Raw genomic sequence first — 26,871 nt, forward strand, 5'->3', positions numbered from 1 at the left:
CTATATCGGCTCTTTTTATCGCTTTTCCGAGCCCGTTTTTCAAACGTCGGCAATTTCGAAGCGGATGTCGCATTGTAGCGCAGTCGGCGACACGGCCGAGGGATATGATGTGATCAATCTCAAGGTGCCGTCTATTAGGGAGACGGAGAATTGGGAAGCCGGTCAAAATCCGGCGCTGCCCCCGCAACGGTGGTGGAGTGAGGCATGGCGAAAAAAGCCACTGGGTCGGCCGACCTGGGAAGGTGCCATGGGGTCCTGGAAACAGGGCCGCTCCAGAGCCCGGAAACCAGCCTTGGGCACATATGGTTTACTGACCGCGGCGGGCGGTCGGGACATTGCTTTCGGCTGTCTTCAAGCGGCCTCGCATGTCCTTCGTTCGCCTCTCGGTACTGCGCAAGGATAGGCAAATGGACATCAGAAGCAACGTTCTCAGGCAATTGAAGAACCACCCGACAGGCTTGAGCCTCGAGCAACCGTTCTACACGGATCCGGACTACTTCAAGCTCGACATGGAGACGATCTACTATCGCGACTGGCTGTTCATCGGTCACGATTGCGAAGTGCCGCGCGCGGGCAACTATTTCACCGTCCAGATCGGCGATTATCCCGTCGTTATCGTTCGCGGCCGTGATCAGGTCATCCGCGCCTTCCACAACAGCTGTCGCCATCGCGGTTCGCGCGTGTGCACGACGGAGCGCGGCTCCTCGGCGAAGCTCGTCTGCCCCTATCATCAATGGACCTACGAGCTCGACGGGTCACTGCTCTTCGCCCGCCAGATGGCCGAGGACTTTGACAAGAGCCAGTATTCCCTGAAGCCGGTTCACTGTGAAAGCGTTGGTGGCTACATCTTCATCTGCCTCGCGAAAAACGCGCCGGATTTTGAGCCGGTTCGCGCAACGATCGAGCCCTATATGGCGCCGCATCGGATCAGCGAAGCCAAGATCGCCTTCCAGAGCACCATCATCGAGAAGGGGAACTGGAAGCTCGTCTGGGAAAACAATCGCGAGTGCTATCACTGTGCGGCAAACCATCCAGAGCTTTGCCGCACCTTCCCGGAAGCGCCGACCGTGACCGGCGTTCAGGGCGCGATGAACGATCCCGTCATCGCCGAACATTGGAATCGCTGCGAAGCGGCCGGCTTGCCGAGCGAATTCAAGATCTCGCCCGATGGCCAGTTCCGCACCGCCCGCATGCCGCTGATCGAAGGCGCCGAAAGCTACACCATGTCCGGCAAGAATGCCGTCCAGCGGCCGCTCTCGCCGGATGTCAGGATTAACGGCATCGGCACCATGCTGCTGTTCCACTACCCGACCACTTGGAACCACATCCTGGGCGATCACGCGATTTCCTTCCGTGTGCTGCCGATCAGCGCGGAGGAAACCGCCGTCACCACGAAGTGGCTCGTCCATAAGGATGCCGTCGAAGGTGTCGATTACAATCTCGAAGAGCTGACCCACGTCTGGACCGAAACCAACGATCAGGATCGCCGAATCGTCGAGGAAAATGCCTTCGGCATCCGCTCGCCGGCTTACGAACCAGGCCCCTATTCGGAAATCCACGAAGGCGGCGTCATGCAGTTCGTCGAGTGGTACACGAATTTCATGATCAACCGGCTGCAGGGCGATCAGTCCAAGCTGTCGGCGGTTGCCTGAGTATGAACATGGCCGTCTCTCTTCCGCATCGCCACCTCGACCAGATGCAGCCCTGGAATGACAGGCAGCATGTGCTCGAATGCCTGTCGGTCACGCCGGAAGCTCCCGATGTGATGACCTTCACGTTCGGATCCGACAAGGACAACTGGTTTCGGTATCTGCCGGGCCAGTTCGTGACGCTGGAGTTGCCCACGGCTCCCGAGCCGGTCATGCGCACTTATACGCTGTCTTCCACGCCATCGCGGCCCTTTTCGGTCGCGGTGACGGTGAAGGCGCAAAAGGACAGCATCGGCACGCGCTGGATGTTCGAAAACCTGAAGCCGGGCATGCGCATCAAGGCTTTCGGACCGCTGGGGGATTTCACCCATATCCGCCATCCCGGCGAGAAATACCTGTTCGTCTCGGCCGGCTCGGGCGTCACCCCGATGATGGCCATGACCCGCTACATGGCCGACACGGCGCCGCTATCGGACATCACCTTCGTCAACTGCTCGCGCAGCCCGGCCGACATCATCTTCCGTTCCGAACTCGAATATCTCGCCCGCTTCATGCCGAACCTCAATCTCGGCCTGATCGTCGAGGGTTGCGGCCGCACCGATCTTTGGTCGGGGCTGAAGGGCCGCATCGACAAGGCGAAAATCGGCCTGCTGGCGCCCGACTTCATGGATCGCACCATTTTCTGTTGCGGCCCGGAAGTCTTCATGGATGCCGTCCGCTCCATGCTGGACGCGCACGGCTTCGACATGAAGCGCTATCATCAGGAAAGCTTCCAGCCGGCGAGCGCGGCAACACCGTTGGCGGAAGTGGCCGACGATGGCTCGGCCGAAGCGGCCACCACGATCCGCTTCACCATGGCCGGCAAGGACGTTGCCTGTGCGGCGGGCCAAACCGTGCTGCAGGCGGCGCGCGGCGCCGGCGTTCGCATCGGTGCGGCCTGCGAGTCCGGTCTATGCGGCACATGCCGTGTGATGAAGCTCTCGGGCGACGTCGATATGAGCCACAATGGCGGCATCCTCGATGACGAGATCGAAGAGGGCTATATTCTCGCCTGCTGCTCGCGGCCGAAAACGGACGTCCAGATCGAGGCTTGAGGACTGTCCGGCACGTAAGCCGGGCAGTCTCAAAAATCCTGATAGTTCAGCTCGTTGATTTCGACAGGCTTGGTTTGCGGCGTCGAGGCGGTAACGACCGGATCGACGTCGACGATGAGCGAAACGAGCGTCTGCCGCGGCCCGTTGCACATCTGGGCGAGCGCGATCGTCAGGTCGGGCGCGGGCAGGGGTTTGGCCGGCAGGAGATCTCCCTGCGGCCAGATCTTCGCAAGCTGTAGCTTGGTCATCGGCACGACATTGACATCGATGTCCGTCAGCGTGCCCGGCACGCGGTAGGGGCAGCTCTTTTCCGAGCAATTATCCGACGAGGCGAATTGCCAGATGGCATAATTATCCCAATTGCCGAGCGGGAACGTCCCCTTCACGTCCGACTTGTAGCGCGCGTACCACAAGGGAAGTCTTGAGAGCAGCGCGTAGGTGTCGCGATGATCGGCGATATAGCGGGCCGTGTTGTGATTGACGTAGAGGATGGGATAGCGCCCGGTTCTGAGCTTGATATGGGCAACGAAAATCTGCGCATCCTCGAGCGACATGAACTGCGTCGTATCCATGCCGTCTATGTCGAGCACCATAAGCTCATCCGGCTGCGGATCGGCATAATCGAGAAAATGATTGGCCTGGTCGATCGGATTGCCGGGTCGCCCTAGATGATAAGCGCCCCATAATAGGCCATTTGTCTTCGCGAGCATCCGGCGGGTCTGATAGAGCTCGCGACTGACGGCATATTTGCGCCAGATCGTCTTGCAGTGGGCGACGGTGTCGCCGGCATGATCTCCGGTGCAGCTGAAACTTTCGGGAAGTCCATCGGACGCCTTGGAGATGAACGCCGCGATGCGCTTGTCCTGTAAAAACGCGCTCCAGTCGATGGTATTGAGCTCGTAAGCGTCGACGATGAGGGCGTTTTGCGGATCGGTCCAGGGCTGGCTTTCGCTCGCCGAAGGCTTCGATGCCGGCCCCATCAGAGCCAGAACCGTCAGGAGGCTGCAAATCAGAGCGTGGCTCGGCCGGTATCCTCTCATGAAATAATGGTAAGGATTGCAGGTTAATCTTGGGTTAAGCATACGTTCACTATAAATTCATCGTGGAGCCCTCGCATACCTCCTCAAATCGGTAGGGTTTGAGGAACTGAACAACATGTTGCCGCGTTTCAGATTGTCTATTCGGACATGCGACGAAGCAGGCAGTTCAACCTTGGTCGGGAACGACACGCCCGATTTGAAACGCTACATGCTTGAGCACAAGTCAAACCAGGGAATGGAGATAAAAATGCTTGGTTTCCGTGCGAAACTTGCGACCATCGCTATCACGGCCGCAGTCACTGTGACGAGCTTCACGCCGTCCTTCGCTATCCAGATGCCTGCTGCGCCGGCCGCGCCGGTCGAAAAATCCACGCTTGGCAATGTCGAGCAGGTCCAGTGGCGTCACGGCGGCTATTACCGCCGGGGCTGGTATGGCGGTTATCGTGGCTATTCGGGTTATCGCCATGGCTATCGTTATCATGATGGCTACTGGTTCCCGCTGGCTGCCTTCGGCGCCGGCGCACTGATCGGTGGCGCAATCGCCAGCGAGCCGCGCTATTATGCACCTGCGCCGCGTTACTATGCGCCCGCCGGCGGCATCAACCCGCGCCATGTCGAATGGTGCTCGGATCGCTATCGTTCGTATCGCTCTTACGACAATACGTTCCAGCCGAATTACGGCCCGCGCCGCCAGTGCTACTCGCCTTACTATTGATCGGCATTCGATGCTGATTGAAACAAGCCGTCCGGTGCGCCGGACGGCTTTTTCATGTTCGGGGCGTCAGAGAATATCGACGCGCTTCAGCAGCCACCACGCAAGCAGCATGGATATCAGGATAAAGCCGACGGCATAGCCTGTGCCGCCGGCGCCGCCGGAAAGGGGCAGGCCTGAGGTGTTCATGCCGAAGAAGCCGGTCACCAGTGTCGGTGGCAGCAGGAACGCGGTCATGATCGAGAGAATGTAAAGGTGGCGATTGATCTCGGACGCCAGCTTTGAATCGATCTCTTCGTGCAGCAGTCTAGCTCGCTCCTGCAATGCGTAGACATCGTGCTCGACGGCCTCGAGGCGGCCCGTCAGGCGGCCCGCGACATCTTCGAAGCCGAGCGGCATTTCCTCGTCGTCCGAGGCTGCGGCGTGGCGCATCAGAGAGAGGACGGTCCGCAGATGCCGGTGCAGACGAACGATCGTCCGGCGAATGGGCGGAAGTTGTGCCCGCTCGTCACGCGACGTGTTGCCGTGAACGAAATCCTCGATGGTATTGAGTTCTTCGCCGATCTCGATGACGACGGAAATCAGCGTGCGCTGAAACTCGACGACCAACGCCTCGAAAATGTCCAGCGGGCTCGTGAAGCGCGCGGGATTCTTCTCGATCATGATCCGGCCGCGGTCGACGCATCGAAGCGGCTGTAGCCTGCTGGTGATGAGGATGCGGTCGGTCAGCGCAAAATGCAGCCAGCCGATATCGTGCGTGTTATGGGCGAAGTCACGCTGGAAATCGACCAGCGTGCCGAACAGCATCTGCTCGTCGACCGTGACCGTCGCATGAGTTTCATGCGTCGTCAGCGCGAGGCGCGCTGCCTCGCTCAGTCCGGGCGTATCTTCGAGAAAGGCCGGGATACGGGCATCCACGAGATTGAGGTGCAGCCAAAGGAAACCTTCCCCTCCAAAGAGCGCGGCGCGATCGGTATCATCAGATAGCCGCTCCGGCTTGTCTGCGCCGGGAAGCAAACGATAGGCCCAGACGAAACCGGGTATCGTGGAGGTTGACGTCATCGTGTTCATGGCTGGATCGTTCGCATTGTCTGAAGAGTTGCCTTAGTCTTCGTTCATGACGATTGTTTATGCAAGGCTTGAGGTCTGATGGAATAATTGCCTTTGCACTGCCGATTCCGAGGGTCCGCAACGCGCTTAAGGCGTATGACCGTCAGGACTTCACGACAGGGTGGAAATTGCCGTTCGCGAGCGTTTGATAAAATTGACGTTTACGTAAAAATCAACTAGCTATACCAACATATTGCCGATGAGCCGGGTGAGGTGGATCGTTGGCATCACCGATGCGGAGGAAGCAGCATGTATAAGGCGCCTGTCGAAGAAATCGCATTCACGCTCAATCATGTTGCCGGCATGGGGCGGGCCATGGAAGAGGGCATTCTCGGCGATCTCAGCGCCGATGTCGTCGATGCCATTTTGGCGGAGGCCGGACGTTTCGCCGGTGAGGAGATGGAGCCGCTTGCCGAAGTCGGAGACAGACAGGGTGCAAAGCTCGTCGACGGCAAGGTTGTGCTTCCGGACGGATGGGAGAAGCTTTATCGCGACTGGATCGCCGGTGGCTGGAACGGGCTGACCGCACCGGAGGAGTTCGGCGGGCAGGGCCTGCCGCACATGCTCAACATCGCGACGCTGGAAATGTGGAACTCGGCATCGATGGCCTTCGGCCTTGCGCCGACTTTGACCATGGGCGCCGTCGAGGCGCTGATCGCTCACGGCAGCGAAGACCTCAAGCAAACCTATCTGACCAAGCTCGTCTCCGGCGAATGGGCTGGCACGATGAACCTGACCGAGCCGCATGCCGGTTCCGACGTCGGAGCCTTGCGCACTCGCGCCGAGCGCCGCGATGACGGCACCTATCGGCTCTTTGGCCAAAAGATATTCATCACCTGGGGCGATCATGAAGCGGCCGAGAATATCGTCCACTTCGTGCTTGCCCGTCTGCCTGATGCGCCGGCCGGCACACGCGGCATTTCGCTGTTTCTCGTTCCGAAATTCCTGGTCGATGGCGATGGTTCGCTCGGCGCCCGCAACGATTATTTCGCCCATTCGCTCGAACATAAGCTCGGCATCCATGGATCGCCGACCTGCACGATGATTTATGGTGATGGAAAATACGGCACGGAGAAGGGTGCAGTTGCCTGGCTCGTCGGCGAGGAAAACAAGGGTCTCGCCTGCATGTTCACGATGATGAACAACGCTCGCCTGGCCGTCGGCATTCAGGGTGTCGCGATTGCCGAAGCTGCGACGCAGAAGGCAATCGTCTATGCCCGGGAGCGCACGCAAGGCCGCGCACCCGGTACGACATCCCCAGGCATGAGCCCGATCATCGAGCATCCGGATGTCGCGCGCATGCTGCTGACGATGAAGACGCTGACCCAGGGTTCTCGCGCCATCTGCTACGCCTGTGCCGAGGCGATCGACATGTCGCATCGCGACCCACAGAAAGCTCGTTATTGGCAGGAGCGGGCTGCATTGCTGACGCCGATCGCCAAGTCCTTTTCCACCGACGCCGGTGTCGATGTCGCTTCTCTCGGCATCCAGGTTCACGGCGGCATGGGCTTCATCGAGGAGACGGGTGCCGCGCGCTTGCTGCGGGATGCTCGTATCGCACCGATCTACGAGGGCACGAACGGCATTCAGGCCATGGATCTGGTGACGCGCAAGCTGACGATCGCCAATGGCGACCACGTGCGCGGTTTCATCGCCGAACTGCGCGAGACGGCGGACGCCGTCGCAAAGTCCAATCTCGATGGTTTCGGCGAAACGGCGGAAAGGCTGAAGGCGGCCATCTCCAATCTGGAAAAGGCAAGCGAATGGCTGCTTGCGCGACAGGCCGAAGGCGCGACCGCCGAAGCCCTGGCTGGGGCGACACCCTATCAGCGCCTTTTCGGTCTTGTGCTGACCGGATCTTATCTGGCCAAGGGCGGCCTTGCCGATGTGGCGGATGGTGCGGGTGCTAAGCGCATCAGCCTTTGCCGCTTCGCTGTAGAGAACCTTCTGGCCGAAACCGCTGCGCTCGCCGATTGCGTTGTCACCGGCGCATCCAGCCTCGAAGCCGCCCGTATTGCACTTGCCTGAGGAGAGGCCATGACCGACCATATCCTGATCGAGCGTTCCGAAACGGCGCCGCATGTCCAGATCATCCGGTTCAATCGGCCGGAAAAGAAGAATGCGATCACCCGCGCCATGTATCAGGTGATGACCGATGCACTGAAAGCGGCGGACGAGACGCCGGATATCCGCGTTACAGCTTTCCTCGGCACGGAGGGGTGCTTCTCCGCCGGCAACGACATGGCTGATTTCCTCGCCTTCGCCATGGGCGGCAGCATGGGTCGGGAAGTGTTGGATTTTCTGGCCGCGCTGGCAAATGCCAGAAAGCCGATCGTCTCAGGTGTCGATGGGCTGGCGATTGGCATTGGCACCACCATCCACCTCCATTGCGATCTGACGGTCGCTTCCGACCGCAGCCTGTTCAAGACGCCTTTCGTCGACCTGGCTCTCGTTCCCGAGGCCGCGTCGAGCCTGATCGCGCCGCGCTTGATGGGGCATCAGCGCGCCTTTGCCCTGCTTGCCCTTGGCGAAGGGTTCTCCGCCACTGATGCCAAGGAAGCCGGATTGATCTGGAAGGTGACGTCACCGGAAGTGGTGGAGGCAGAAACCTTGTCCCTGGCGGCCAGGCTCGCCGCCAAGCCGCCGGAGGCGCTGCGGATCGCGCGAGACCTGATGCGCGGCTCACCGGATGACGTGCTCGAGCGAATTCAAAAGGAAGCCGAGCACTTCGCCGCGCAGCTGAAAAGCGCCGAAGCCCGCGCGGCCTTCGAAGCCTTCATGAAGCGGTGAGGGTCTATTTCTCCAATACCGCGACCACCTCGACGTGGGAGGTCCACAGGAACTGGTCGATCGGCGTTACCTTGGTGATGCGGTAACCGCCTTCGACCAGCAGCGCGAGATCGCGGGCGAATGTCAACGGGTTGCAGGAGACGGCGACGATCTTCTTGACCTGCGAGCGCGCCAGTTCCTTGCACTGGAATTCCGCGCCGGCGCGTGGCGGGTCGAAGACGACGGCGTCGTAGACCTTCAACTCCTGTGCCATCAGCGGCCGGCGAAAAAGATCGCGGCGTTCGACGCTGACAGGCTTCAGTCCTTGCGTGTTGCGAGCCGCATGATCGAGCGCGGCCAGCGGTTTATCGTCGCTTTCAACCGCATGGACGCGGCCGATGCGCGCCAGACGGAGCGAGAAAGTGCCGCTGCCGGCAAAGAGATCGGCGACCCGCTTTGCCTTGCCGACGTGACCGACAACCAGTTCGGCCATGGCGTCTTCCGCCTGCTTGGTCGCCTGCGTAAAGGCACCGGGCGGTGGTGCGACCTGCACGCCGCCGAAATCGATCATCGGCTTTGACGGTTCAACGAGGATTTCACCGTTGAGCGAGACGCGGGCAATGCCGCGCAGCGACAATACCGTCTCGACCGCGCTGCGGCGCTGCTTGTCGGAAAGCGATTTGATGCCGTCCACGGCAAGATCGAGGCCGGAGAGGGTCTCCAGCACCGAGATGCGGAAGGCCTCGGCATTGATGGCAAGCGCGGTCGCAACCGCCCGGATCGCTTCCAGCCGCGCCATGATCCCCGACGAGGCAATGGGACATTCCTCGATCGCGACGATGTGATGGCTTTCGGCCTGGTTGAAGCCGATGAGTGTGCTCTTCTCGGTCTTGCGCGCTGCAAAGACGACCCTGCGCCGTTCGCCCGGATGGGCGGCAACGACATCGTCGACCTCTGGCGTCAAACCCTTGGAGCGCAGCGCATCGACGACGAGGTGCCGCTTGAAGTCGCGATAGGGCGCATCGGCATAATGCTGCAGCGTACAGCCGCCACAGGTGCCGTTAACGCCGTCGGGGCCGAAGTGCCGACAGTGCGGTTCCTGCCGGTCTGGCGAAGCCGAGGCAATCGATATCAGCGTGCCCTGGTTCTTCACGCGTGCGATGGCGACGCTTTCGTCCGGCAGCGTGAAGGGCACGTAGATCGGGCCGTCGTTGCCCTGGGCAATGCCGTCGCCCTGGGCGCCGAGCTTCTGGATGGTGACGGTTTCGGTGCTCATGGTTTGATCCCTGCGAGAAGAAATTCCTGGTTGCCGTCGCCGCCTGCAATCGGTGAGGCGATGAGGCCGAGGCTCTGCCAGCCCATGTCTTCGGTAAACCAACGCTCAAGTTCGGCCGCGACTGCGGGGGCGGAGGAGGGGTCTTTTAGAAGGCCCGCCTTGCCGATTGCATCCCGCCCCGCCTCGAATTGCGGCTTCACCAGCAATACGGCGCGCGTGCCTTGTTCGGCAAGCTCCAGCGCCGGCGCCAATGCGAGCTTCAGCGAAATGAAGGAGACATCGGAGACGACGAATGAGAAAACGTCGCCGATATCTTCGGCAGTCAGATTGCGTGCGTTCAATCCTTCGATGTTCGTCACGCGCGGATCGGCCGCTATGCGCGGATGCATCTGATCGTGACCGACGTCTATTGCGGAGACATGCGCCGCGCCTCGCTGCAGCAGCACTTCCGTAAAGCCGCCCGTCGATGCGCCGACATCGAGACAGTGAAGCCCCTTCGGATCCAGGCCGAAATGATCGAGCGCGGCGACCAGCTTCAACGCCGCCCTCGAGACGTAATCCTGCGCCGGATCGTCGATGGCGATCTCGGCATCTTCGGTGAACAGCGCACCCGGCTTAGTGACGATCTTGCCGTTTACGGTCACGGTGCCGCGCTGGATCGCATCGCGCGCACGGGAGCGGCTGGCGAAGAGCGAAAGGGTGACGAGAAGCTGGTCGAGGCGTTGTGGTTCGGACATAGGCTGTCCATGCAGGGCAATGCACGAGGTTGCAAGCCTTTTATGCTGATATCGACGTTGACGCCGGACGGCGGCTAGCGATAATCGCCGCGATCACAGGGTATGGGGGACGGCATGCGAAAGAAGATCGGTGGCTTGGCGGCGTTGATGGCGGTCTTCGCAGGCCCGGCGATGGCGAACGATACCATGGCCGAACTGAGCACGGGCGGTCTCGCCTATGTCCGCACCGGCGATATCAGCATGGATGAGGAAAAGCTGTTCATTTCGGCTGAGCAGGTGCGTGTCGATTATGTCTTCGAAAACACTTCCGACAAGGATGTCGAAAGCGTCGTCGCTTTCCCCATGCCCGATATCAAGGGTGACATTGACAGCATGGTCGACGCGGGAAATGTCGATTCCGACAATTTCCTCGGCTTCACCGTCGCGCAGGATGGCAAGCCGATTACGCCGACGCTTCAGCAGCGCGTATCGGTGGCGGGCATCGACATGACCGACGAGTTGAAGGCGCACAACATTCCGCTGCTGCCGTTGAGCAAGGCCGCCATGGATGCCGTTGCGAAGCTTCCGGTCGAAGTGCTGGAGGATTGGACCGCTCGCGGGCTGATCGCCGACGACGAATACGATAATGACGGCCAGGGCATGAAACATCATCCCACGCCGATGTGGACGCTGCACACGACCTATTGGTGGCGCACCAAATTCCCCGCCAGCGCCAAGATCAGCGTGCAGCATCGTTATAAGCCGAGCGTCGGCGGAACCGTGGCGATCACCTTCGCCGGTGAAGAGGACTATCAAAAACAGCAGCTGCAAACCTATCGCGGCAAATATTGTCTCGATGAAACCTTCATAAAGGCGGCGACGAAGCTGGCCGCTGCCGCCAACAAGGGTGGACGCAGCTATACGGAAAGCTGGATCTCCTACGTGCTGACGACAGGTGCCAACTGGTCTGGCCCGATCAAGCATTTCGAGCTGACGGTCGACAAGGGCAGCTCCGACAATTACGTCAGCTTCTGCGGCAAGGATGTGAAAAAGACCGGCGCGACGACCTTCCAGATGACAGCCCAGGATTTCTATCCGGAACACGATCTGGATGTCCTTATTCTCGCTGCAGCTCCGGTAAATTAAGCTCCATCGCCGAAGCGCATCCGCCCGTTTTGGCTGCATTTCAAAATGGTGCGCAATTAAATAAATTTAAAGTCCGAGCCTCTACTGATGCCCGGGATTGCGGCGATCTGTTTGAGATCGCCGCCTGCCATGAAGGCTTCGCGCGTCTGCGTCCCAATCATGCCCCCTCCCTGAATTCTCCGAGCCGTGCGCCGCTCTCCTCCCAAGGCGGTCCCATGACGCTCGCCAGAACCGGCGCTCAGGAGGCGCTCGCTTATGTTTGCGAAAAAACTCTCGTTGAATGGCAAGCTTGCCATCACGTTTACGCTGCTCATCGCCATTTTCGCCTGCGTTTCCGCCTTCGTCTATTCCAAGGCAAAGGTCTCCGATGAGGCCGCGGCGGAACAGGCCAAATCGCAGCAGCTCGTCAGCCTCATCGACGACTCGCTGCAGGCTATGCTGGAACAGGCCGTCAATCTGCGCGGCTTCCTGCTCCTGCGCAGCGACAGCACCTATGGTGATATCTTCAACAATCGCGATCGTATGCTGAAGAGCATTGGCGCAGCCAAGCAGGTGGCTGCCGGCTCTCCGGAACTGCTGCAGGCGATCGATAACATGCAGAAGGCCGCCGATCTATATTTCCATCAGCTCGCCGAGCCGCAGGCCAAGGCTCGCAAGGAAACCGAGATGCCGCTCGATCAGATCGTCAAGATCGGTCAGAACGAAACTCGCGGCCAGCTCGATGGCTTCCGCGAGGCTGCGGCCAAGATCAAGCAGGCTGCCCGCGCAAAGGCGAGCGATCTGGCGGCCACGCAGGACGGCGCCAATAGCGATCTGCGCATAACCCTTATTCTGGGCGGCATTTTCGCGTCGCTCGCCGCAGCCGTACTCGCCTGTCTGCTGTCGCGCCTCATCGTGCGCCCGATCGTCGGCATGACGGCGGCCATGGATCGCCTGGCCAATGGCGAGCATGATGTCGAGGTGCCGGCTGTTGGTCGTGGCGACGAAGTCGGTCGTATGGCCGATGCCGTTCTCGTCTTCAAGCAAGCCGGCATCGAGAAGCTGCGTCTCGCCGGCGAAACCGATCGCATGCGAGATGATGCCGAGCGTCAGCGTCAGATGAGCGACGAGCGGAAGGCACGGGAAGAGGACGATATCCGTTTCGCAATGGAAGCGCTCGCAAATGGGCTTTCAACGCTCGCAGCCGGCAATGTCGCGGCGCGCCTCGATCAGGCATTCGCACCGCAATTCGACAGCGTTCGAGCCGACTTCAACAATGCCGTCGAAAAGCTGGAAGCGGCTCTGCAGTCGGTTGGGCGCAATGCGGCCGCCATCAACGCCGGCGCCGGTGAGATTCGCTCGGCTGCCGACGATCTCGCCCATCGCACCGAGCAGCAAGCGGCGTCCGTCGAGGAAACGGCCGCAGCACTCGAACAGGTGACGACCACAGTACGAGATTCGGCCAAGCGCGCCGAAGATGTAGGCCATCTTGTCGAGCGTGCCCGCCTGGGTGCGGAGCGCTCGGGCGAAGTCGTGCGCCGGGCCGTCTCCGCCATGCAGCAGATCGAAAAGTCCTCGGGCGAGATCAGCAACATCATCAGCGTCATCGACGATATCGCCTTCCAGACCAATCTTCTCGCGCTGAACGCCGGTGTCGAAGCAGCCCGAGCAGGGGATGCCGGCAAGGGCTTTGCCGTCGTCGCGCAGGAAGTCCGCGAGCTGGCGCAGCGCTCCGCCAATGCTGCCAAGGAAATCAAGTCGCTCATCACCACGTCGAGCGATCAGGTCAACACCGGCGTGTCTCTGGTCGGCGAAACCGGCAAGGCGCTGGAACTGATCGTTTCCGAAGTGCAGGAGATCAACCGCCACGTCGGCGCGATCGTCACCGCGACCCGCGAGCAGTCGACCGGCCTTCAGGAAATCAACACGGCGGTCAACAATATGGACCAGGGCACGCAGAAGAATGCTGCCATGGTCGAGGAGCAGACAGCAGCAAGCCACGCGTTGGCGCGCGAGGCCGCAGCATTGAACGAACTGCTTCAGCAGTTCCGCCTCAGCAACGCGACGCAGGCAGCGCCCGCCCGGCCTGTCGTTGCAACGCAGCGTTCCAAGCCGGCCGTATCACCCGCTCGTGCGCTGGGGCGCACCGTGGCGAAGGCCTTTGGCGGCGCGGCGACTGCGGCGGCGGTGCAGGACGATTGGGAAGAATTCTGATCGTTTCTACCGGCTATCTGGCAGCGTAGATCCTTCGATCGATCGCGAATCATCACGAGCAAAACAATACCGGCCTGTCGTTTTATCGGCGGGCCGGTTGCACTTTTAAGGAGGCATCGAGACTCGTGATCATGGATTTGCCCCGTTTTGGTTCAGTCCGTATCGGGGCAAATTAGAGCGCGCAGCCAATATAATAGGCATTTTTACCGGTAATTCGTGGTTTTAGCCTATTTTCCGCAACATTCGCTCGCCAAGATTTATTAAATATTTGATCTGCAACAGGGTTGCGTTGAGCGCCAAACCATCTTTTTTATAGCTACACTACGAGTGATTGCCGAGGGAGATTCGAATGGGACAGCTCGTCAGAGTTCCGCCCAATGAAACACAGAGGCTTCTGGCCGTGCGTTCCCTGACTGCGATCCATAGCAGCCCGACGCCGGAACTTGCGGTGCTTGCGGAACTGGCGAGGGGTGTCTTCGACACACCTTATGCGGCGATCAACATTATCGACGAAGATTGGCAGCGCATTGCCGGGCAGGCGGGCCTCAAGATCAGCGAGTGCTCCCGCGACATGTCGATCTGCACGCGTGTGGTCTTCGAAGACGAATTGCTTGTGATCCCCGATCTCGCCGAAGACACCGAATTAATGGTCGCGCCTTTCGTTGTGGAGGATCCGTATTTCCGTTTCTATGCCGGTGCTCCCGTCCGGCTGGAAAATGGATTGCCCGTTGGTGCGTTTTGCGTCCTGGACCAGACGCCGCGCCGCTTTTCGCAGGGCGAGCAGAAAAATCTCATGCAGTTCGCACAGATCGCCAGTGCGCTGCTCCGCCTTCAGAAAAACAACCTGTTGATGGGTATTGCCGAAACCGGCTTGCGCACGGCCGCCATGACAGATCCTCTGACCCGCTTTTTCAACCGGTCCGCACTGGAAGGCATCGTGGACGGAGCCTTGAGCACTGCCATTGCGGCTGGCCGCAGCTTCGGCGTGCTTTATCTGGATATGGACGGCTTCAAGTCGATCAATGATCGCTTTGGCCACAATGTTGGCGACGAGGTGCTTTGCGAAGCTGCGTCGCGCATTCGCTCCGTCACGCGGGCCGATGATATAATCGTGCGCATGGGTGGCGACGAATTCGCGATCTTCGTTCCCAATCAGCCGGAAAAAAACACGCTGATGTCTCTGTCCGAGCGGTTACTCGTGGCGTTCAGGGCGCCCTTCATGGTGGATGGCGTGTCGATTTTTGCCAGATTGAGCATTGGCGCTGCGCTTGCGCCCCAGGACGGCGCAACGCGCACGGTGCTTTTGCGAAACGTCGATGCCGCGCTGTACCAGGCTAAGGCCGCCGGCCGTGATCGCGTCGCAATATACAATACCTGACAGTCAGGCTGAAACCGCAATGCGTCGGTTTCAGCTTATTCGGACGGATATGAAGGTCGTCCCGGACTGGAGCAATTCCAGAAAGACGGAAAATCTCTAGCCGGCCGCTTCGACGATGCGACCACGACCGAGAGTGCGAAACACCGTCTGAACGATGCTGGCGCGGTCGAGCCCGGCTTTGGCATTCATCGCTTCGGGCTTGGCCTGCTCCATCCAGATATCCGGCATGACCAGCGAGCGGACCTTCAAGCCGCTGTCGAGCAAGCCATCATTGGCGAGGAAATGCATGACCTGGCTGCCGAAGCCGCCAACCGCGCCTTCTTCGATGGTGATCAGCATTTCGTGGTGGGCGGCAAGCTGACGAATGAGGTCGTGGTCGAGCGGTTTGGCGAAGCGCGCGTCGGCAACCGTCGTCGACAGGCCAGCGGCATCGAGGTCTTCGGCTGCAAGCAGGCTGTCGGCCAATCGGGTTCCGAAGGACAGAAGCGCCACTTTCGATCCCTGCTTGACGACGCGTCCCTTGCCGATCTCCAGAATCCGGCCGCGTTCCGGCAGGTCGACGCCAACGCCTTCTCCGCGCGGATAGCGGAAGGAGATCGGGCCGAGATCATAGGCGGCGGCTGTGCGAACCATGTGCTTGAGTTCAGCCTCGTCAGCCGCAGCCATGACGACGAAGCCCGGCAGCGTCGCGAGAAAAGTCGTGTCGAAGGAACCGGCATGCGTTGGGCCGTCCGCCCCGACGAACCCGGCTCGATCGATCGGGAAGCGAACCGGCAGACCCTGGATCGCCACGTCGTGCACTACCTGGTCGTAGGCGCGCTGCAGGAAGGTCGAGTAGAGCGCGGCAAAGGGCTTGTAGCCTTCGGCGGCAAGACCGGCTGCGAAGGTCACGGCATGCTGTTCGGCAATGCCGACGTCGAAGCAACGCTTGGGGAAGAATTCCTGGAGCTTGTCGAGACCGGTGCCGTTCGGCATGGCGGCGGTGATGCCGACGATCTTGTCGTCGAGTGTCGCTTCCTGCACCAAAGCGTCCGCAAAGACGCTTGTATAGCTCGGCGCATTCGGCTTCACCTTGGTCTGCGCGCCGGTAATGACGTCGAACTTGTTGACGCCGTGATATTTGTCCGCCGCAGCCTCGGCGGGCGCATAGCCCTTGCCCTTCTGCGTGACGACATGGATCAGCACCGGCCCCTGGGCATTGTCGCGCACATTGCGCAGCACTGGCAGCAGGTGTTCGAAGGAATGGCCGTCGATCGGGCCGATATGGTAGAAGCCCATCTCCTCGAACATGGTTCCACCGGTCACGTAGCCCCGCGCGTGCTCGACGGCCCGGGTGATGGCGCGATCGACCTTCTTGCCGAGGTAGGCGGTCAGTTTCTTTCCGAAATCCCGGAAGCCCATATAGGTGCGCCCGGAGGCGAGGCGCGCGAGATAGGCGCTCATTGCCCCGGTCGGCGGAGCGATCGACATGTCGTTGTCGTTGAGGATGACGATCAGCCGCGCGTCGAGCGCGCCGGCATTGTTCAAGGCTTCATAGGCCATACCGGCCGACATCGCGCCGTCGCCGATAACGGCAATGACGCGGCGGTCGGTGTTATCAAGCTCGGCGGCCACAGCCATGCCGAGGCCGGCTGAAATGGAGGTGGACGAATGCGCGGCGCCGAACGGATCGTATTCGCTTTCGGCCCGGCGGGTGAAGCCGGAAAGGCCGTCTTCCTGTCGCAGCGTGCGAATGCGATCACGGCGTCCGGTCAGGATCTTGTGCGGATAACACTGGTGCCCGACGTCGAAGATCAGGCGATCGTCCGGCGTGTTGAAGACGCTGTGAATGGCGATGGTCAACTCGACGACGCCGAGGCCGGCGCCCAGATGTCCGCCCGTGCGCGACACCGCGTCGATCATCTCGTCGCGAACTTCGCGAGCGAGCTGCGGCAATTCCTTGTCCTCGAGCTTTCGCAGGTCGGAGGGATAGTGGACCCGGTCAAGCAGGGGCGTCTTTGGCATTTGTGTCAAGGCTAGAGCCTCTTTCTTGCTATTCTTGGGCGGGTGTCCGCCTTATCTCAAAACAGATTGCGACAAAAGGCGCCGAATTCAAGGTGTTCCCGAACAAGAAACATGTGGGATTGTTATGAACCCGTTAGCCTTCCGGCAGGGGGATGAACTCTTCCTCGTCGCCCGGCACGATATCGAAGCGGCCGGTGCGCCATTCTTCCTTGGCTTTTTCGATACGCTCCTTTGAGGACGAAACGAAATTCCACCAGATATAGCGCTTCGAATTGAGCGCCGCACCGCCAAAAAGCATGAGATGACAGCCTTTTTCGCCAGCTTCGAGCGTGATCGCATCGCCCGGACGGAAGACGAGCAGCTGATCGCTGGCAAAATGGTCGCCGGCGACAATGAGAGAGCCGGAGAGAATGTAGACGGCGCGTTCCTCGTGCGCTGCCCCAAAAGGAAACGTCGTGTTCGGCTGCAGTTGAAGATCGACGTAGAGCGTATCGGAAAAGGATTTCACCGGCGACTTAAGACCTTCGAAATCGCCGATAACAACCCGCCCCGTGACGCCACCATCAGCAATCAACGGCAGTGCGTCTTTTTCGGTATGAGCGAAAGAGGGATCGATCTCTTCCTTCTCGTCGGGCAGTGCCAGCCATGTCTGCAACCCGGACATGGCGAACGGGTGGTCGCGCAGATTTTCCGGCGTGCGCTCGGAATGCACGATGCCGCGCCCGGCCGTCATCAGGTTGACGTCGCCGGGGCGGATCACCTTTGCCGTACCAAGGCTGTCGAGGTGGCGGATTTCGCCGTCGAACAGATAGGTTACTGTGGAGAGGCCGATATGCGGATGCGGACGCACATCGACTGCCTGGCCTGGCCGAAAAATTGCCGGCCCCATGCGGTCGAAGAAGATGAACGGCCCCACCAGACGCCGGCGGCTGCTCGGCAGCGCGCGCCGCACGGAAAAGCCGCCTAGGTCGCTGGTGCGCGGAATGATGAGGTTCTCGATCGCGTCACAGGCGAAGGCGTCACCGGCCTGCGGATCGTTTCTTGGGAAGAAGGACATATCGGCTCTCCTTTCGGCGGGCACGTGACCCACCGGGCCAACCTACCGGGAATATCAGCCAAACTCAAATTTTCCCGCCGGATTTCAGGCGCCGTCCAGTGCTTCCGTGCCCTGCGGCTTTCCGGCGCGATCGAGCCTGATCTTCTCGATGCGGTTTTCCGCTGCCGAAAGCAGCGCCTCGCAATGCTTCTTCAGCGCTTCGCCGCGCTCGTAGATGGCGATGGATTCATCCAGAGCCACATCGCCGCGCTCGAGGCGGGCAACGATGCTCTCAAGCTCCGCCACGGCCTTCTCGAAGGAATAGCCCGAAACATCTGCCTTGGCGTTCTCGCTCATCGTCAACCTTTCATCATGCGTAGAATATGCATTCCCGCCGACTCGGCGAGGCCTTCCAGATCATAGCCGCCTTCGAGCAGGCTGACGACCCGGTTCTTGGCGCTTCGATCGGCGACTTCGAGCAACCGCCCGGTCGCCCAGTCGAAATCTTCGCCGGTCAGGTTCAATTGCGCTAGGGGATCGCGGTGATGGGCGTCGAAGCCGGCCGAGATGATGATGAGATCCGGGCTGAAATCGCTGAGCGCCGGCAAAACGCGGGATTTGAAGGCCTCACGAAATTGATCCCCGCCCGTGTTGGGGGAGAGCGGCGCGTTGACGATGGTGTTGTGCGTGCCGCGATCATCCTTCTTGCCCGTGCCCGGATAAAGCGGCATCTGATGGGTGGAGCAGAACAATACGGACGGATCGTCCCAGAATATATCCTGTGTACCGTTGCCGTGATGCACGTCCCAGTCGACGATGGCGACGCGTTCGGCGCCATGTGCCTTCTGCGCGTGGCGGGCGGCAATTGCGGCATTGTTGAAGAAGCAGAAGCCCATGGCCTTCGTCTTCTCCGCATGATGGCCCGGGGGACGTGCTGCGACGAAGACATTGTCCGCCGCGCCCGAAAAGACGTCGTCGACCGCCGCCATGGCGCCACCGACACCATGCATGATCGCTTGCAGCGTCTTCGGGCTGGCATAGGTATCGGCTTCGAGCTGGTTGATTTCGCCCTCATCGCCTCTGTCCGGCATGGAGCGCAGCACGAAATCCAGATGTTCTTCGGGATGTGCCAGCAGGATCGAATCCTCATGCGCGGCAGGGGCTTTCCGCCGGTCCAGCCGCTCGAAATTCGGATGCTCCAGGGCGATGTTCAGAGAGCGCAGCCGATCCGGTCGCTCGGGATGGCCGGGCGGGACAATGTGTTCAAGAAAGATCGGATGTTCGTAAAGACGTGTGCTCATGGGACCAATCTATAAATGACGTGTGACGCCTATTACAGGACATGGACCATGTCACTACAATGTCAACAATCCATCTTAACCACTTTGGGATCGCGCCCGTTTACTTATCGAGGCCCGGTGTTAAGCTTTCATTAAGTCAGTACGGCGTCGGCCAGGGTTATTGCGTGATGGCGAGAGTAGAACGATCCGATGTCATAGAGGTCAGGGTGCCGCCGCGCGATGTCGACCGGCATGGCCAGATGTTCATCGCCTCCTACATCTCCCAGGCGGAAACGGCGCTCTCGAATTTCTGGCGCACGCGTCCGCTGGTCGACGATGAACCCATCTATATCGCCAGGAAAGCATCCTGCTCGCTGCATCGCGCCCTGCATTATGACGATCTCGCCCGCTTTTCGGTGAGCGTCAACAAGATCGGCGGCAAGTCGATCGGCTTCATGGTCATGGTCGAGACCGGCAATGAACTGGCGGCCGAGATCGAAATTCTCTGGATGGCCGTGCGCGGCGAAGAGCACGATCCGACATCGCTGCCGGAAGACACGCGAGACTGGCTCTACAAATACCTGACTTGAGCTGACTTAGAGGGCTTCATCGAGCAGCCGCGGAGCGCTTTTGCGCGCCATGCGCTAGCTTCGTTGTGGCAGAAGCGGATAGCCGGCCATAACGGCGCGGCCGACAAGGGCTGCGACGAACGCCTTGATGACATCACCCGGCACGAAGCCCAGCGAGCCGAGAAACGCCTTGCTGAAGCCGATATTGATCGCCAGCCAGGCAATGCCGAAGGCATAGAGCACCACGACGCCGCCGATAACGGCCGCGATGAAAAAGCCCACGCCCTGCACGAGGCCGCTTTGTTCCGGTTTGACCAATTGCTCCGAGAGGTAGCCTGTTACGAGGGCTGCAAATATCCAGCCGACAAAGAAGCCGGCGGTCGGGCCCGCAAATACTGCAAGACCGCCGCGACCGCCCGACAGCACCGGCAGGCCGATCGAGACGAGCACCACCACCAGCAGGACGGCGATGGTGCCGCGTTTTGCGCCCAGCACCACACCCGACAGCATGATGCCGAGCGATTGGGCGGTGATTGGAACCGGAATGATGCCGATCGGGATCGGCGGCAGGAGGCCGAGCGCCACGATGATGGCGGCAAAAAGCGCCGAAAGCACGAGGTCGCGGGTATTCATGGCGGTTCCTTCCAACAAAGACCCATGTTCATTGACGCCGAATCCCGCGCGCGTCAATCGCAGCGGCAATATTGTCGGCATCGCGTAGCGTCAGGATGATCAGCGGCGCAAGCGTGGTTGCCAGTCGAACCTTGATTCCACGTGCCTGATGCGCATCGCGGATCGCACGATAACGATCGAGAATCTCCGGCACGAAACGGATGACGAGGCCGATCGCAAGCCCGATATCGGCGGCCCTCAGCAGGCCGAGCCTTTCGAGCGGTGTGGCAAGCGCCGTGATCTCATCGATGAAGGCAGTCATTGAGGTTGTCGCCGTCACCGTGGCGGCGAACAGCGCAAGTGCGGTCAGGCGCAGCGCAGTGACGACTGCCGCGTGCAGCGGCCCGACGAGCGCCGCGAAAACCGCCAGAATGGCAATCGAGATCAGAATTGGCCGAAGCCGCTTCAGCGCCTCCGCGATCCGCAAGCCGCTGCGCAGATAAAGCGCGGCGCCGATAACGTTTGCGCCGACAAGAATAACGATCGACGAGGTAAGGAAAAGCACCACGCCGAACGCCGTCAGGGCAAGCAACTTTATGCGCGGCGACAGCCGGTGCAGCCAGGTATCGACGTCGACATGCAGCGTCTGCATCAGCCTGCCAACTCCCTGTAGCGCGCGATCGCTTCCGCTGCGGGTGCATCGGCGACGAGACGGCCGCCATCAAAGAGCAGTACCCGCTCGAAATCCTCGAGCAGCGGCAGGTCATGGCTGATGACGATGAGATTTTCCGGCAGCGACGCGATAGTCTTCTGCACGAGTGCCCTGTTCCTGAGATCAAGCTGATTGGTCGGCTCGTCCAGAATGAGAATGTCCGGACCGGTCACCAACACGGAGCATAGGGCCGCCATCTGCAGCTCGCCACCGGAAAGCTCATGCGCGCGCCTGCTCCCGAGATGGCTGACGCCAAAACGGCCCAGAATGCCCTCGACCGCCGCGTCGATCATCGCCTTGTCGTATCCGCGCGCTTTCAGCCCATAGGCGATGTCGTCGCGCACGATGGGCAGAATGATCTGGTTCTGCGGCGACTGGAAGATATAGCCGACTTTTCCGAGCACCTTGCCGGCATCGCCGACGGTATCGAGCCCATCGACCACGACACGGCCGGTCGTCGGCTTGACGAGCCCATTGATCAGCCGCGCAAAGGTCGTCTTGCCGGAACCGTTGAGACCGATCACGCCGATGCGGCGCTCTTTAAGCGCGAGACTTAACGGAAACAGCGCGGTGCGCTTGCCGTAATCGACGCCGGCATTGTCGAAGCGGATATCCAAGCACTTTCCCTGTTCAATAACGTGATCGCGGACCTATAACGCATCGTCCGGATTTATCAAATCGGCGCCTCTTTGAAAGCATGGGAATTTATGCCTATGATTGGGCCATGACGAATCTGCTCTCGAATCGCGATGCCCGCCGCGTGTTCCTTGCCAGGCAGGGGCTCGCCAATCCGCCGAACCGCGCCTTGACCAAGGCAGGCTTGCTGCAACTCATCCACGACATCGGCTTTGTGCAGGTGGACAGCATCGCCACCGTCGAGCGCGCCCATCACCAGATCCTGTTTTCGCGCAACCAGACCTATCGGCGCGAACACCTGACCGAACTTCTGGAGAAGGATGGCGCGCTTTTCGAGAACTGGACGCACGATGCCTCCATCCTGCCGAGCGCCTTCTTCGTCTACTGGAAGCATCGCTTCCGACGTGAGGATGAAGCGATCATCGCACGATGGCGCAAATGGCGCGGGGAGGGTTTCGAGGCGGCGTTCGAAGAAACCTACGAGCGCGTGCTGACGAATGGCGCGATCACCGCCCGCGAGGTCAAGGCGGAGGATCATGTCTCGGGCGGCTGGTGGAACTGGCACCCCAATAAGACGGCGCTCGAGTATTTCTGGCGCACCGGCAAGTTCGCGATTGCCGGCCGCACGAATTTCCAGAAGGTCTATGACCTCGTGGAGCGTGTCTTGCCGAGCCATTTCCATGAGCCGGAAGTCGAGCACGACGAATTTGTCGACTGGGCTTGCCGCAGCGCGCTGCAGCGCCTCGGCTTTGCGACTTCGGGCGAGATCGCCGCCTTCTGGGATCTGGTGACCCCGCAGGAGGCCAAGACCTGGGTAGAGACGCATCGCGACGAACTCACAGATATATTGATCGAACCCGCCGGTAGCGGCAAGCCAAGGTTGTCCTTCGCCTTCCTCGATTTCCACGAAACGCTCGATGCGCACGCCGAAGCGCCGGCGCGCATCCGCGTTCTCAGCCCATTTGATCCCACGCTGCGGGACCGCAATCGTACCGAACGTCTCTTCGGCTTCTTCTACCGCATCGAGATTTTCGTACCTGAACCGAAGCGCGAATACGGCTACTACGTCTTTCCGTTGCTGGAAGGAGACCGTCTGATTGGCCGGATTGATATGAAGGCCGACCGCAAGGCCGGCACACTCGATGTCAAGCGCCTCTGGCTGGAGCCGGGCGTCAAGGCATCGGCTGGCCGGCTTGAGAAATTGGAGGCGGAGCTGGAGCGTCTTGCGCGCTTCACCGGCGTCGAAAAGGTCGTATTTCTTGAAGGCTGGCGCGGCTAGCGAGCCTTCTGCGGAGAGGTAGGGCGGAACGCATGTGCAAGTGACACTTTTCTGGCTCTGAAGACTGAGGCGATCAATCGGCTTGGTCGTCACACAAGGGAAGTCAGGCCGAGGCGCCTGCGAAGAAGGGAGGGTTCTTTGTCTGTGCCAATTCTCGAGGGTCGCAATGTCAGGCTTCGTCCGCCATGCTCCGACGATGCCGATGTGCGTTTCGCCCTCGGCACGAATGCCGAGATCTCGGAGATGTACGGCATCAACAAGGAAGATATCAAACCGATCACGCGCGAAGGTGCTGTCAGGTGGGTGCAATGGTTCGATAAACGTCCGCATGCCTGGGTCATTGAAATCAACGGCGCCTTTGCCGGCGAAATCAGATTGGACAACGTGAACGCGCAGGACAAGCGCGCGACGATGGCGATCGGCATCAACAATCCCGCATTGCTCGGCAAAGGCTTCGGAACCGAGGCAATCACCATTTTACTGCGCCATGCCTTTGGCGAGATGGCACTCCACCGCATCGGAATACGCGTGCTCGCCTACAACAAGCGCGCCATTCGCGCCTACGAAAAATGCGGCTTTATCATCGAGGGAAGAGAGCGTGAAACCGCTTACGTCAACGGCCGCTGGCACGACGATATCATGATGGGCCTGCTGGATCGCGAGTTTCACACACACGATGCCGTTCATCCATCAAGCGGCAAATGACATTGACCATGGTCCGTTGCGATGGTGGACAACCGCAACGGATGAGCTGGGCAACAAAAGCCGATTAGCAGATCTCGGTCTTGGCGATCTTGATGCCGAAGCCTTCCAGGCCGACGTAGTGGCGTTCGCGGCTGGTCATCAGTTTGATCGAGCTGACGCCGAGGTCCTTCAGGATCTGTGCGCCAAGTCCGATTTCGAGCCATTCGCTTTCGCGTGACTTGGCTTCGGCATGGGCTTCGCGATCCGTCTGGCGTGACTTGCGGCCATTGTCGACATGGCCTACGCCAACGGAGCCTTCGCGCAGGTAGACGATGATGCCGCGGCCCTCTTCGGCGATCTTCTTCATGTAGAAATCGACCGGGCTGCTCTTGCCGAAAATATCGTCTGCCACGTTTTCCGGATGCAGGCGCACCGGAATGTCGATGCCGTCGCGGATATCGCCGAAGACGACGGCCAGATGCTGCATCGGATCCCAAGGCAGGGAATAGGTATGGGCACGCGCCTTGCCGAACGGCGTCTCGATGTCGAAGCTCGCACCGAGTTCGATCAGCGTTTCCTTGCGCTGGCGATAGGCGATGAGGTCGGCCACCGAGACGAGCTTCAGCCCATGCTGTTCGGCAAAGCTGACGACCTGCTGGCCACGCGTGACGGTGCCATCGTCGTTGACGAGTTCGCAGATGACGCCGATCGGTGGCAGGCCGGCAAGCTTGCAGAGGTCAACGGCAGCTTCCGTGTGGCCGGACCGCATGAGGACGCCGCCTTCGCGGGCAACGAGCGGAAAGATGTGGCCGGGACGGACGAAATCCGTGGGGCCGACATTCGGGTTGGCGAGATTGCGCACTGTCAGCGTGCGGTCGTCGGCGGAAATGCCTGTCGTGGTGCCGTGCTTGAAGTCGACGGAAACGGTGAAGGCGGTGGTGTGGGCGGAATCGTTCTCCGCCACCATGGCATTGAGATTGAGACGCTTGGCTTCTTCACGCGGCATCGGCGTGCAGACGATGCCGGAAGTGTGCCGGACGATGAAAGCCATCTTTTCGGCCGTGCAATGAACCGCAGCGACGATCAGGTCGCCTTCGTTTTCGCGGTCGTTGTCATCCATGACGACGACGATCTCGCCGGCCTCGAAGGCCCTGATAGCATCGACAACACGCTTCTGGTCGTAAGGCATCTCGAAATTCCTATCTCTGCTGGCCCGTCTGGCCGCGATCCCTCAGATAATGGTCGGCAACGGCGCAGGCAACCATGGCCTCGCCGATCGGCACGGCACGAATGCCGACGCATGGATCGTGGCGGCCCTTGGTGCGCACATCGACATTGTTGCCATCGGCATCGATCGACTGGCGTTCTGTCAGGATCGACGAGGTCGGCTTGATGGCGAAGCGCGCGACCACCGGCTCGCCGGTGGAGATGCCGCCCAGAATGCCGCCTGCGTGATTGGAGAGGAAGATACGCTTGCCGTCATTGCCCATGCGCATCTCGTCGGCATTTTCTTCGCCGGTCAGTTCTGCGGATGCGAAGCCTTCGCCGATTTCGACGCCCTTGACGGCGTTGATCGACATCAGCAACGACGCGATGTCCTGATCGAGCTTGCCGTAGATCGGCGCTCCGAGACCCGCAGGCACGCCTTCTGCAATGACTTCCACCACGGCGCCGACCGAAGAGCCGGCCTTGCGAATGCCGTCGAGATATTCTTCCCACACCGGCACGATCGCAGGATCGGGCGCGAAGAACGGGTTCTGGTCCACCTGAGCCCAATCCCAATTGGCGCGGTTGATCTTGTGCTTGCCGATCTGCACCAGTGCGCCGCGGATCGTTGCGCCGGGCACAACGAGGCGGGCGATGCCGCCGGCTGCAACGCGTGCGGCCGTCTCGCGGGCAGACGAACGGCCGCCGCCGCGATAGTCGCGGATGCCATATTTGACGTCATAGGTATAGTCGGCATGGCCCGGGCGGTAACGCTTGGCGATCTCGCCATAGTCCTTGGAGCGCTGGTCGGTGTTCTCGATTAGCATCGAGATCGGTGTCCCGGTCGAGATCATCGTCTCGCCGTCCTCGTCGAACATCACGCCCGATAGCACCTTGACGAGATCGTCTTCGCGTCGCTGCGTGACAAACCGGGATTGTCCCGGCTTGCGCTTGTCGAGCCAGACCTGAAGATCCTCCAGCTTGAAGCGGAGGCCGGGAGGGCAGCCGTCGACGACGCAGCCGAGCGCCGGACCATGGCTTTCGCCCCAGGTGGTGACGCGGAAGAGGTGACCGAATGTGTTGTGCGACATGGAAAACGACCAGCTTGGTGCGGACTGACAGGCAGGCCGCGTCTTTTCTCTTGCAATTGCGGCCCACTCATAGGCCAAAATGCCGGCAAGACAAAATCTTTCTTTCGGCGATCGAAGAAACGATCTTCAGCATAATCTGCTGCCTGCCATCATCATGGTAAACAAAGATTAATCCGAATTGTGGATTGTGACGATGCATTCACCAATTAGGCGAGCCTAGCCATTATTGGGGGCAACTTCCGCCATATTCACCGTGTTTTCTACACTCCATAAGAGATCACGAGCAAATTGACCTGAAGGGTAACGACCATGCGCTTTTTTGTTGCGACGCTTTTGGCCACGGCAGCCTTGCTTGCGCCCGTCGCGGGCTTTGCCGAAAGCGCAGATGTCGAATCCACCATCAAGAAGGTCGATACGAAAAACTTCAGCATCACCCTCGATGACGGCAAGAACTATCAGGTGCCGGAAGATTTCGATTTCAATGGTCTGAAGGCCGGCGTCAAGGTCGTGGTTTTCTACACCGAAGTCGACGGCAAGCGCGTCGTCAACGATCTCGATATCGTTCAGTAATCAGGCGATACCGCCGGCAAATTGACGGCGCTCGAGAGTACGCTTGCGTCGCTGACGCGTTTCCTCACGCAATTCCCGGCAGAACCCGCTGCCGTGCATCTCAGGAATC

The 26,871-nt window shown here is 60.3% G+C and carries 25 protein-coding genes and 1 riboswitch; of the genes, 12 read left to right on the forward strand and 13 right to left on the reverse strand.

The window, feature by feature from the left end:
• The first annotated feature begins 105 nt into the window (after positions 1-105).
• Positions 106-310: riboswitch (cobalamin riboswitch) on the forward strand.
• 97 nt (positions 311-407) lie between these two features.
• Together HGP17_RS00105 and HGP17_RS00110 are read left to right on the forward strand one after the other, a co-directional pair.
• Positions 408-1,652 carry an aromatic ring-hydroxylating dioxygenase subunit alpha gene (locus HGP17_RS00105; RefSeq protein WP_168804791.1) on the forward strand — a complete coding sequence of 415 codons (1,245 nt, stop codon included), beginning with the start codon at positions 408-410 and terminating at the stop codon, positions 1,650-1,652.
• A 2-nt stretch (positions 1,653-1,654) separates the two neighbouring features.
• On the forward strand, positions 1,655-2,743 hold the full coding sequence (locus tag HGP17_RS00110) for a hybrid-cluster NAD(P)-dependent oxidoreductase (protein WP_168804793.1): 1,089 nt from the start codon (positions 1,655-1,657) through the stop codon (positions 2,741-2,743).
• Between the two features lie 29 nt (positions 2,744-2,772).
• Here HGP17_RS00110 and HGP17_RS00115 read toward each other — a convergent pair whose 3' ends face one another.
• On the reverse strand, positions 2,773-3,783 hold the full coding sequence (locus HGP17_RS00115; protein WP_246703934.1) for a GH25 family lysozyme: 1,011 nt from the start codon (positions 3,781-3,783) through the stop codon (positions 2,773-2,775).
• A gap of 247 nt (positions 3,784-4,030) precedes the next feature.
• Here HGP17_RS00115 and HGP17_RS00120 point away from each other — a divergent pair, with 247 nt between their 5' ends.
• A complete protein-coding gene (locus HGP17_RS00120; protein WP_168804795.1) occupies positions 4,031-4,498 on the forward strand; it encodes a BA14K family protein in 468 nt (155 codons plus the stop codon).
• A 66-nt stretch (positions 4,499-4,564) separates the two neighbouring features.
• On the opposite strand, the gene HGP17_RS00125 is transcribed toward HGP17_RS00120, so the two are convergent.
• The gene (locus tag HGP17_RS00125; RefSeq protein WP_168804797.1) at positions 4,565-5,566 is read right to left on the reverse strand and encodes a transporter; all 1,002 of its coding nucleotides are present in this window, start codon (positions 5,564-5,566) and stop codon (positions 4,565-4,567) included.
• Positions 5,567-5,854: 288 nt separating this feature from the next.
• Between HGP17_RS00125 and HGP17_RS00130 the strand changes: the two genes are divergently transcribed.
• Both HGP17_RS00130 and HGP17_RS00135 read left to right on the forward strand, forming a co-directional pair.
• The gene (locus HGP17_RS00130; RefSeq protein ID WP_168804799.1) at positions 5,855-7,633 is read left to right on the forward strand and encodes an acyl-CoA dehydrogenase; all 1,779 of its coding nucleotides are present in this window, start codon (positions 5,855-5,857) and stop codon (positions 7,631-7,633) included.
• A 9-nt stretch (positions 7,634-7,642) separates the two neighbouring features.
• Positions 7,643-8,395, forward strand: coding sequence for a crotonase/enoyl-CoA hydratase family protein (locus HGP17_RS00135; RefSeq protein WP_168804801.1), 753 nt, complete (start codon positions 7,643-7,645; stop codon positions 8,393-8,395).
• Between the two features lie 4 nt (positions 8,396-8,399).
• Here HGP17_RS00135 and HGP17_RS00140 read toward each other — a convergent pair whose 3' ends face one another.
• Together HGP17_RS00140 and HGP17_RS00145 are read right to left on the reverse strand one after the other, a co-directional pair.
• On the reverse strand, positions 8,400-9,650 hold the full coding sequence (locus tag HGP17_RS00140; protein WP_168804803.1) for a class I SAM-dependent RNA methyltransferase: 1,251 nt from the start codon (positions 9,648-9,650) through the stop codon (positions 8,400-8,402).
• On the reverse strand, positions 9,647-10,387 hold the full coding sequence (locus HGP17_RS00145; protein WP_168804805.1) for a TlyA family RNA methyltransferase: 741 nt from the start codon (positions 10,385-10,387) through the stop codon (positions 9,647-9,649). The genes HGP17_RS00140 and HGP17_RS00145 overlap by 4 nt, the downstream gene beginning before the upstream one ends.
• Positions 10,388-10,501: 114 nt before the next feature.
• On the opposite strand from HGP17_RS00145, the gene HGP17_RS00150 reads away from it, so the two are divergent.
• The 3 genes from HGP17_RS00150 (at position 10,502) to HGP17_RS00160 (ending at position 15,083) form a co-directional block, all read left to right on the forward strand.
• A complete protein-coding gene (locus HGP17_RS00150; protein WP_168804807.1) occupies positions 10,502-11,512 on the forward strand; it encodes a DUF4424 domain-containing protein in 1,011 nt (336 codons plus the stop codon).
• Between the two features lie 255 nt (positions 11,513-11,767).
• Positions 11,768-13,705 (forward strand): methyl-accepting chemotaxis protein, encoded by a 1,938-nt coding sequence (locus tag HGP17_RS00155; RefSeq protein WP_168804809.1) that lies wholly within the window; start codon positions 11,768-11,770, stop codon positions 13,703-13,705.
• A gap of 349 nt (positions 13,706-14,054) precedes the next feature.
• Positions 14,055-15,083, forward strand: coding sequence for a sensor domain-containing diguanylate cyclase (locus HGP17_RS00160; RefSeq protein WP_168804811.1), 1,029 nt, complete (start codon positions 14,055-14,057; stop codon positions 15,081-15,083).
• Positions 15,084-15,179: 96 nt separating this feature from the next.
• Here HGP17_RS00160 and dxs read toward each other — a convergent pair whose 3' ends face one another.
• The 4 genes from dxs to HGP17_RS00180 form a co-directional block, all read right to left on the reverse strand.
• Positions 15,180-17,096: a 1-deoxy-D-xylulose-5-phosphate synthase gene (gene dxs, locus HGP17_RS00165; protein ID WP_168804813.1), complete on the reverse strand. Its 1,917-nt coding sequence runs from the start codon at positions 17,094-17,096 to the stop codon at positions 15,180-15,182.
• 124 nt (positions 17,097-17,220) lie between these two features.
• Positions 17,221-18,144 carry a pirin family protein gene (locus HGP17_RS00170; protein WP_168804815.1) on the reverse strand — a complete coding sequence of 308 codons (924 nt, stop codon included), beginning with the start codon at positions 18,142-18,144 and terminating at the stop codon, positions 17,221-17,223.
• Between the two features lie 84 nt (positions 18,145-18,228).
• Positions 18,229-18,480, reverse strand: coding sequence for an exodeoxyribonuclease VII small subunit (locus HGP17_RS00175; protein WP_069613731.1), 252 nt, complete (start codon positions 18,478-18,480; stop codon positions 18,229-18,231).
• A 2-nt stretch (positions 18,481-18,482) separates the two neighbouring features.
• The gene (locus HGP17_RS00180) at positions 18,483-19,424 is read right to left on the reverse strand and encodes a histone deacetylase family protein (RefSeq protein WP_168804817.1); all 942 of its coding nucleotides are present in this window, start codon (positions 19,422-19,424) and stop codon (positions 18,483-18,485) included.
• A 167-nt stretch (positions 19,425-19,591) separates the two neighbouring features.
• On the opposite strand from HGP17_RS00180, the gene HGP17_RS00185 reads away from it, so the two are divergent.
• Complete coding sequence (locus HGP17_RS00185) at positions 19,592-19,993, forward strand: thioesterase family protein (RefSeq protein WP_168804819.1); 402 nt, start codon at positions 19,592-19,594, stop codon at positions 19,991-19,993.
• A gap of 54 nt (positions 19,994-20,047) precedes the next feature.
• On the opposite strand, the gene HGP17_RS00190 is transcribed toward HGP17_RS00185, so the two are convergent.
• From HGP17_RS00190 to HGP17_RS00200, 3 genes are read right to left on the reverse strand one after another with little or no spacing between them, the layout of a single operon-like run.
• Positions 20,048-20,605, reverse strand: coding sequence for a biotin transporter BioY (locus HGP17_RS00190; protein WP_168804821.1), 558 nt, complete (start codon positions 20,603-20,605; stop codon positions 20,048-20,050).
• 28 nt (positions 20,606-20,633) lie between these two features.
• Positions 20,634-21,236 (reverse strand): energy-coupling factor transporter transmembrane protein EcfT, encoded by a 603-nt coding sequence (locus HGP17_RS00195; RefSeq protein ID WP_168804823.1) that lies wholly within the window; start codon positions 21,234-21,236, stop codon positions 20,634-20,636.
• Positions 21,236-21,913 (reverse strand): ABC transporter ATP-binding protein, encoded by a 678-nt coding sequence (locus tag HGP17_RS00200; protein ID WP_168804825.1) that lies wholly within the window; start codon positions 21,911-21,913, stop codon positions 21,236-21,238. Before HGP17_RS00200 ends, HGP17_RS00195 begins: the two co-directional genes overlap by 1 nt.
• Before the next feature lie 107 nt (positions 21,914-22,020).
• Between HGP17_RS00200 and HGP17_RS00205 the strand changes: the two genes are divergently transcribed.
• Positions 22,021-23,211, forward strand: coding sequence for a winged helix-turn-helix domain-containing protein (locus HGP17_RS00205; RefSeq protein WP_168804827.1), 1,191 nt, complete (start codon positions 22,021-22,023; stop codon positions 23,209-23,211).
• A 144-nt stretch (positions 23,212-23,355) separates the two neighbouring features.
• A complete protein-coding gene (locus tag HGP17_RS00210; protein ID WP_168808000.1) occupies positions 23,356-23,916 on the forward strand; it encodes a GNAT family protein in 561 nt (186 codons plus the stop codon).
• A 64-nt stretch (positions 23,917-23,980) separates the two neighbouring features.
• Here HGP17_RS00210 and ribB read toward each other — a convergent pair whose 3' ends face one another.
• Both ribB and aroC read right to left on the reverse strand, forming a co-directional pair.
• Positions 23,981-25,084, reverse strand: coding sequence for a 3,4-dihydroxy-2-butanone-4-phosphate synthase (gene ribB / locus HGP17_RS00215; RefSeq protein WP_168804829.1), 1,104 nt, complete (start codon positions 25,082-25,084; stop codon positions 23,981-23,983).
• Between the two features lie 10 nt (positions 25,085-25,094).
• Positions 25,095-26,192: a chorismate synthase gene (gene aroC / locus HGP17_RS00220; protein WP_168804831.1), complete on the reverse strand. Its 1,098-nt coding sequence runs from the start codon at positions 26,190-26,192 to the stop codon at positions 25,095-25,097.
• A gap of 309 nt (positions 26,193-26,501) precedes the next feature.
• On the opposite strand from aroC, the gene HGP17_RS00225 reads away from it, so the two are divergent.
• Complete coding sequence (locus HGP17_RS00225) at positions 26,502-26,762, forward strand: DUF1344 domain-containing protein (protein WP_168804833.1); 261 nt, start codon at positions 26,502-26,504, stop codon at positions 26,760-26,762.
• Positions 26,763-26,871: the final 109 nt, after the last annotated feature.

The organism is Rhizobium sp. P38BS-XIX, assembly GCF_012641435.1.
Classification (GTDB): Bacteria; Pseudomonadota; Alphaproteobacteria; order Rhizobiales; family Rhizobiaceae; genus Rhizobium.

Bases quoted from the DNA above. Each gene is read 5' to 3' on its own strand.
- HGP17_RS00170 (WP_168804815.1), bottom strand. From the start codon at position 18,144: ATGTCCTTCTTCCCAAGAAACGATCCGCAGGCCGGTGACGCCTTCGCC.
- HGP17_RS00195 (WP_168804823.1), bottom strand. From the start codon at position 21,236: ATGCAGACGCTGCATGTCGACGTCGATACCTGGCTGCACCGGCTGTCG.
- HGP17_RS00160 (WP_168804811.1), top strand. From the start codon at position 14,055: ATGGGACAGCTCGTCAGAGTTCCGCCCAATGAAACACAGAGGCTTCTG.
- aroC (WP_168804831.1), bottom strand. From the start codon at position 26,192: ATGTCGCACAACACATTCGGTCACCTCTTCCGCGTCACCACCTGGGGC.
- HGP17_RS00180 (WP_168804817.1), bottom strand. From the start codon at position 19,424: ATGAGCACACGTCTTTACGAACATCCGATCTTTCTTGAACACATTGTC.
- HGP17_RS00190 (WP_168804821.1), bottom strand. From the start codon at position 20,605: ATGAATACCCGCGACCTCGTGCTTTCGGCGCTTTTTGCCGCCATCATC.
- HGP17_RS00155 (WP_168804809.1), top strand. From the start codon at position 11,768: ATGTTTGCGAAAAAACTCTCGTTGAATGGCAAGCTTGCCATCACGTTT.
- HGP17_RS00115 (WP_246703934.1), bottom strand. From the start codon at position 3,783: ATGAGAGGATACCGGCCGAGCCACGCTCTGATTTGCAGCCTCCTGACG.
- HGP17_RS00130 (WP_168804799.1), top strand. From the start codon at position 5,855: ATGTATAAGGCGCCTGTCGAAGAAATCGCATTCACGCTCAATCATGTT.
- HGP17_RS00225 (WP_168804833.1), top strand. From the start codon at position 26,502: ATGCGCTTTTTTGTTGCGACGCTTTTGGCCACGGCAGCCTTGCTTGCG.
- HGP17_RS00145 (WP_168804805.1), bottom strand. From the start codon at position 10,387: ATGTCCGAACCACAACGCCTCGACCAGCTTCTCGTCACCCTTTCGCTC.
- HGP17_RS00125 (WP_168804797.1), bottom strand. From the start codon at position 5,566: ATGAACACGATGACGTCAACCTCCACGATACCCGGTTTCGTCTGGGCC.
- HGP17_RS00110 (WP_168804793.1), top strand. From the start codon at position 1,655: ATGAACATGGCCGTCTCTCTTCCGCATCGCCACCTCGACCAGATGCAG.
- HGP17_RS00175 (WP_069613731.1), bottom strand. From the start codon at position 18,480: ATGAGCGAGAACGCCAAGGCAGATGTTTCGGGCTATTCCTTCGAGAAG.
- HGP17_RS00105 (WP_168804791.1), top strand. From the start codon at position 408: ATGGACATCAGAAGCAACGTTCTCAGGCAATTGAAGAACCACCCGACA.
- HGP17_RS00135 (WP_168804801.1), top strand. From the start codon at position 7,643: ATGACCGACCATATCCTGATCGAGCGTTCCGAAACGGCGCCGCATGTC.
- HGP17_RS00150 (WP_168804807.1), top strand. From the start codon at position 10,502: ATGCGAAAGAAGATCGGTGGCTTGGCGGCGTTGATGGCGGTCTTCGCA.
- HGP17_RS00205 (WP_168804827.1), top strand. From the start codon at position 22,021: ATGACGAATCTGCTCTCGAATCGCGATGCCCGCCGCGTGTTCCTTGCC.
- HGP17_RS00140 (WP_168804803.1), bottom strand. From the start codon at position 9,650: ATGAGCACCGAAACCGTCACCATCCAGAAGCTCGGCGCCCAGGGCGAC.
- HGP17_RS00120 (WP_168804795.1), top strand. From the start codon at position 4,031: ATGCTTGGTTTCCGTGCGAAACTTGCGACCATCGCTATCACGGCCGCA.
- HGP17_RS00185 (WP_168804819.1), top strand. From the start codon at position 19,592: ATGGCGAGAGTAGAACGATCCGATGTCATAGAGGTCAGGGTGCCGCCG.
- ribB (WP_168804829.1), bottom strand. From the start codon at position 25,084: ATGCCTTACGACCAGAAGCGTGTTGTCGATGCTATCAGGGCCTTCGAG.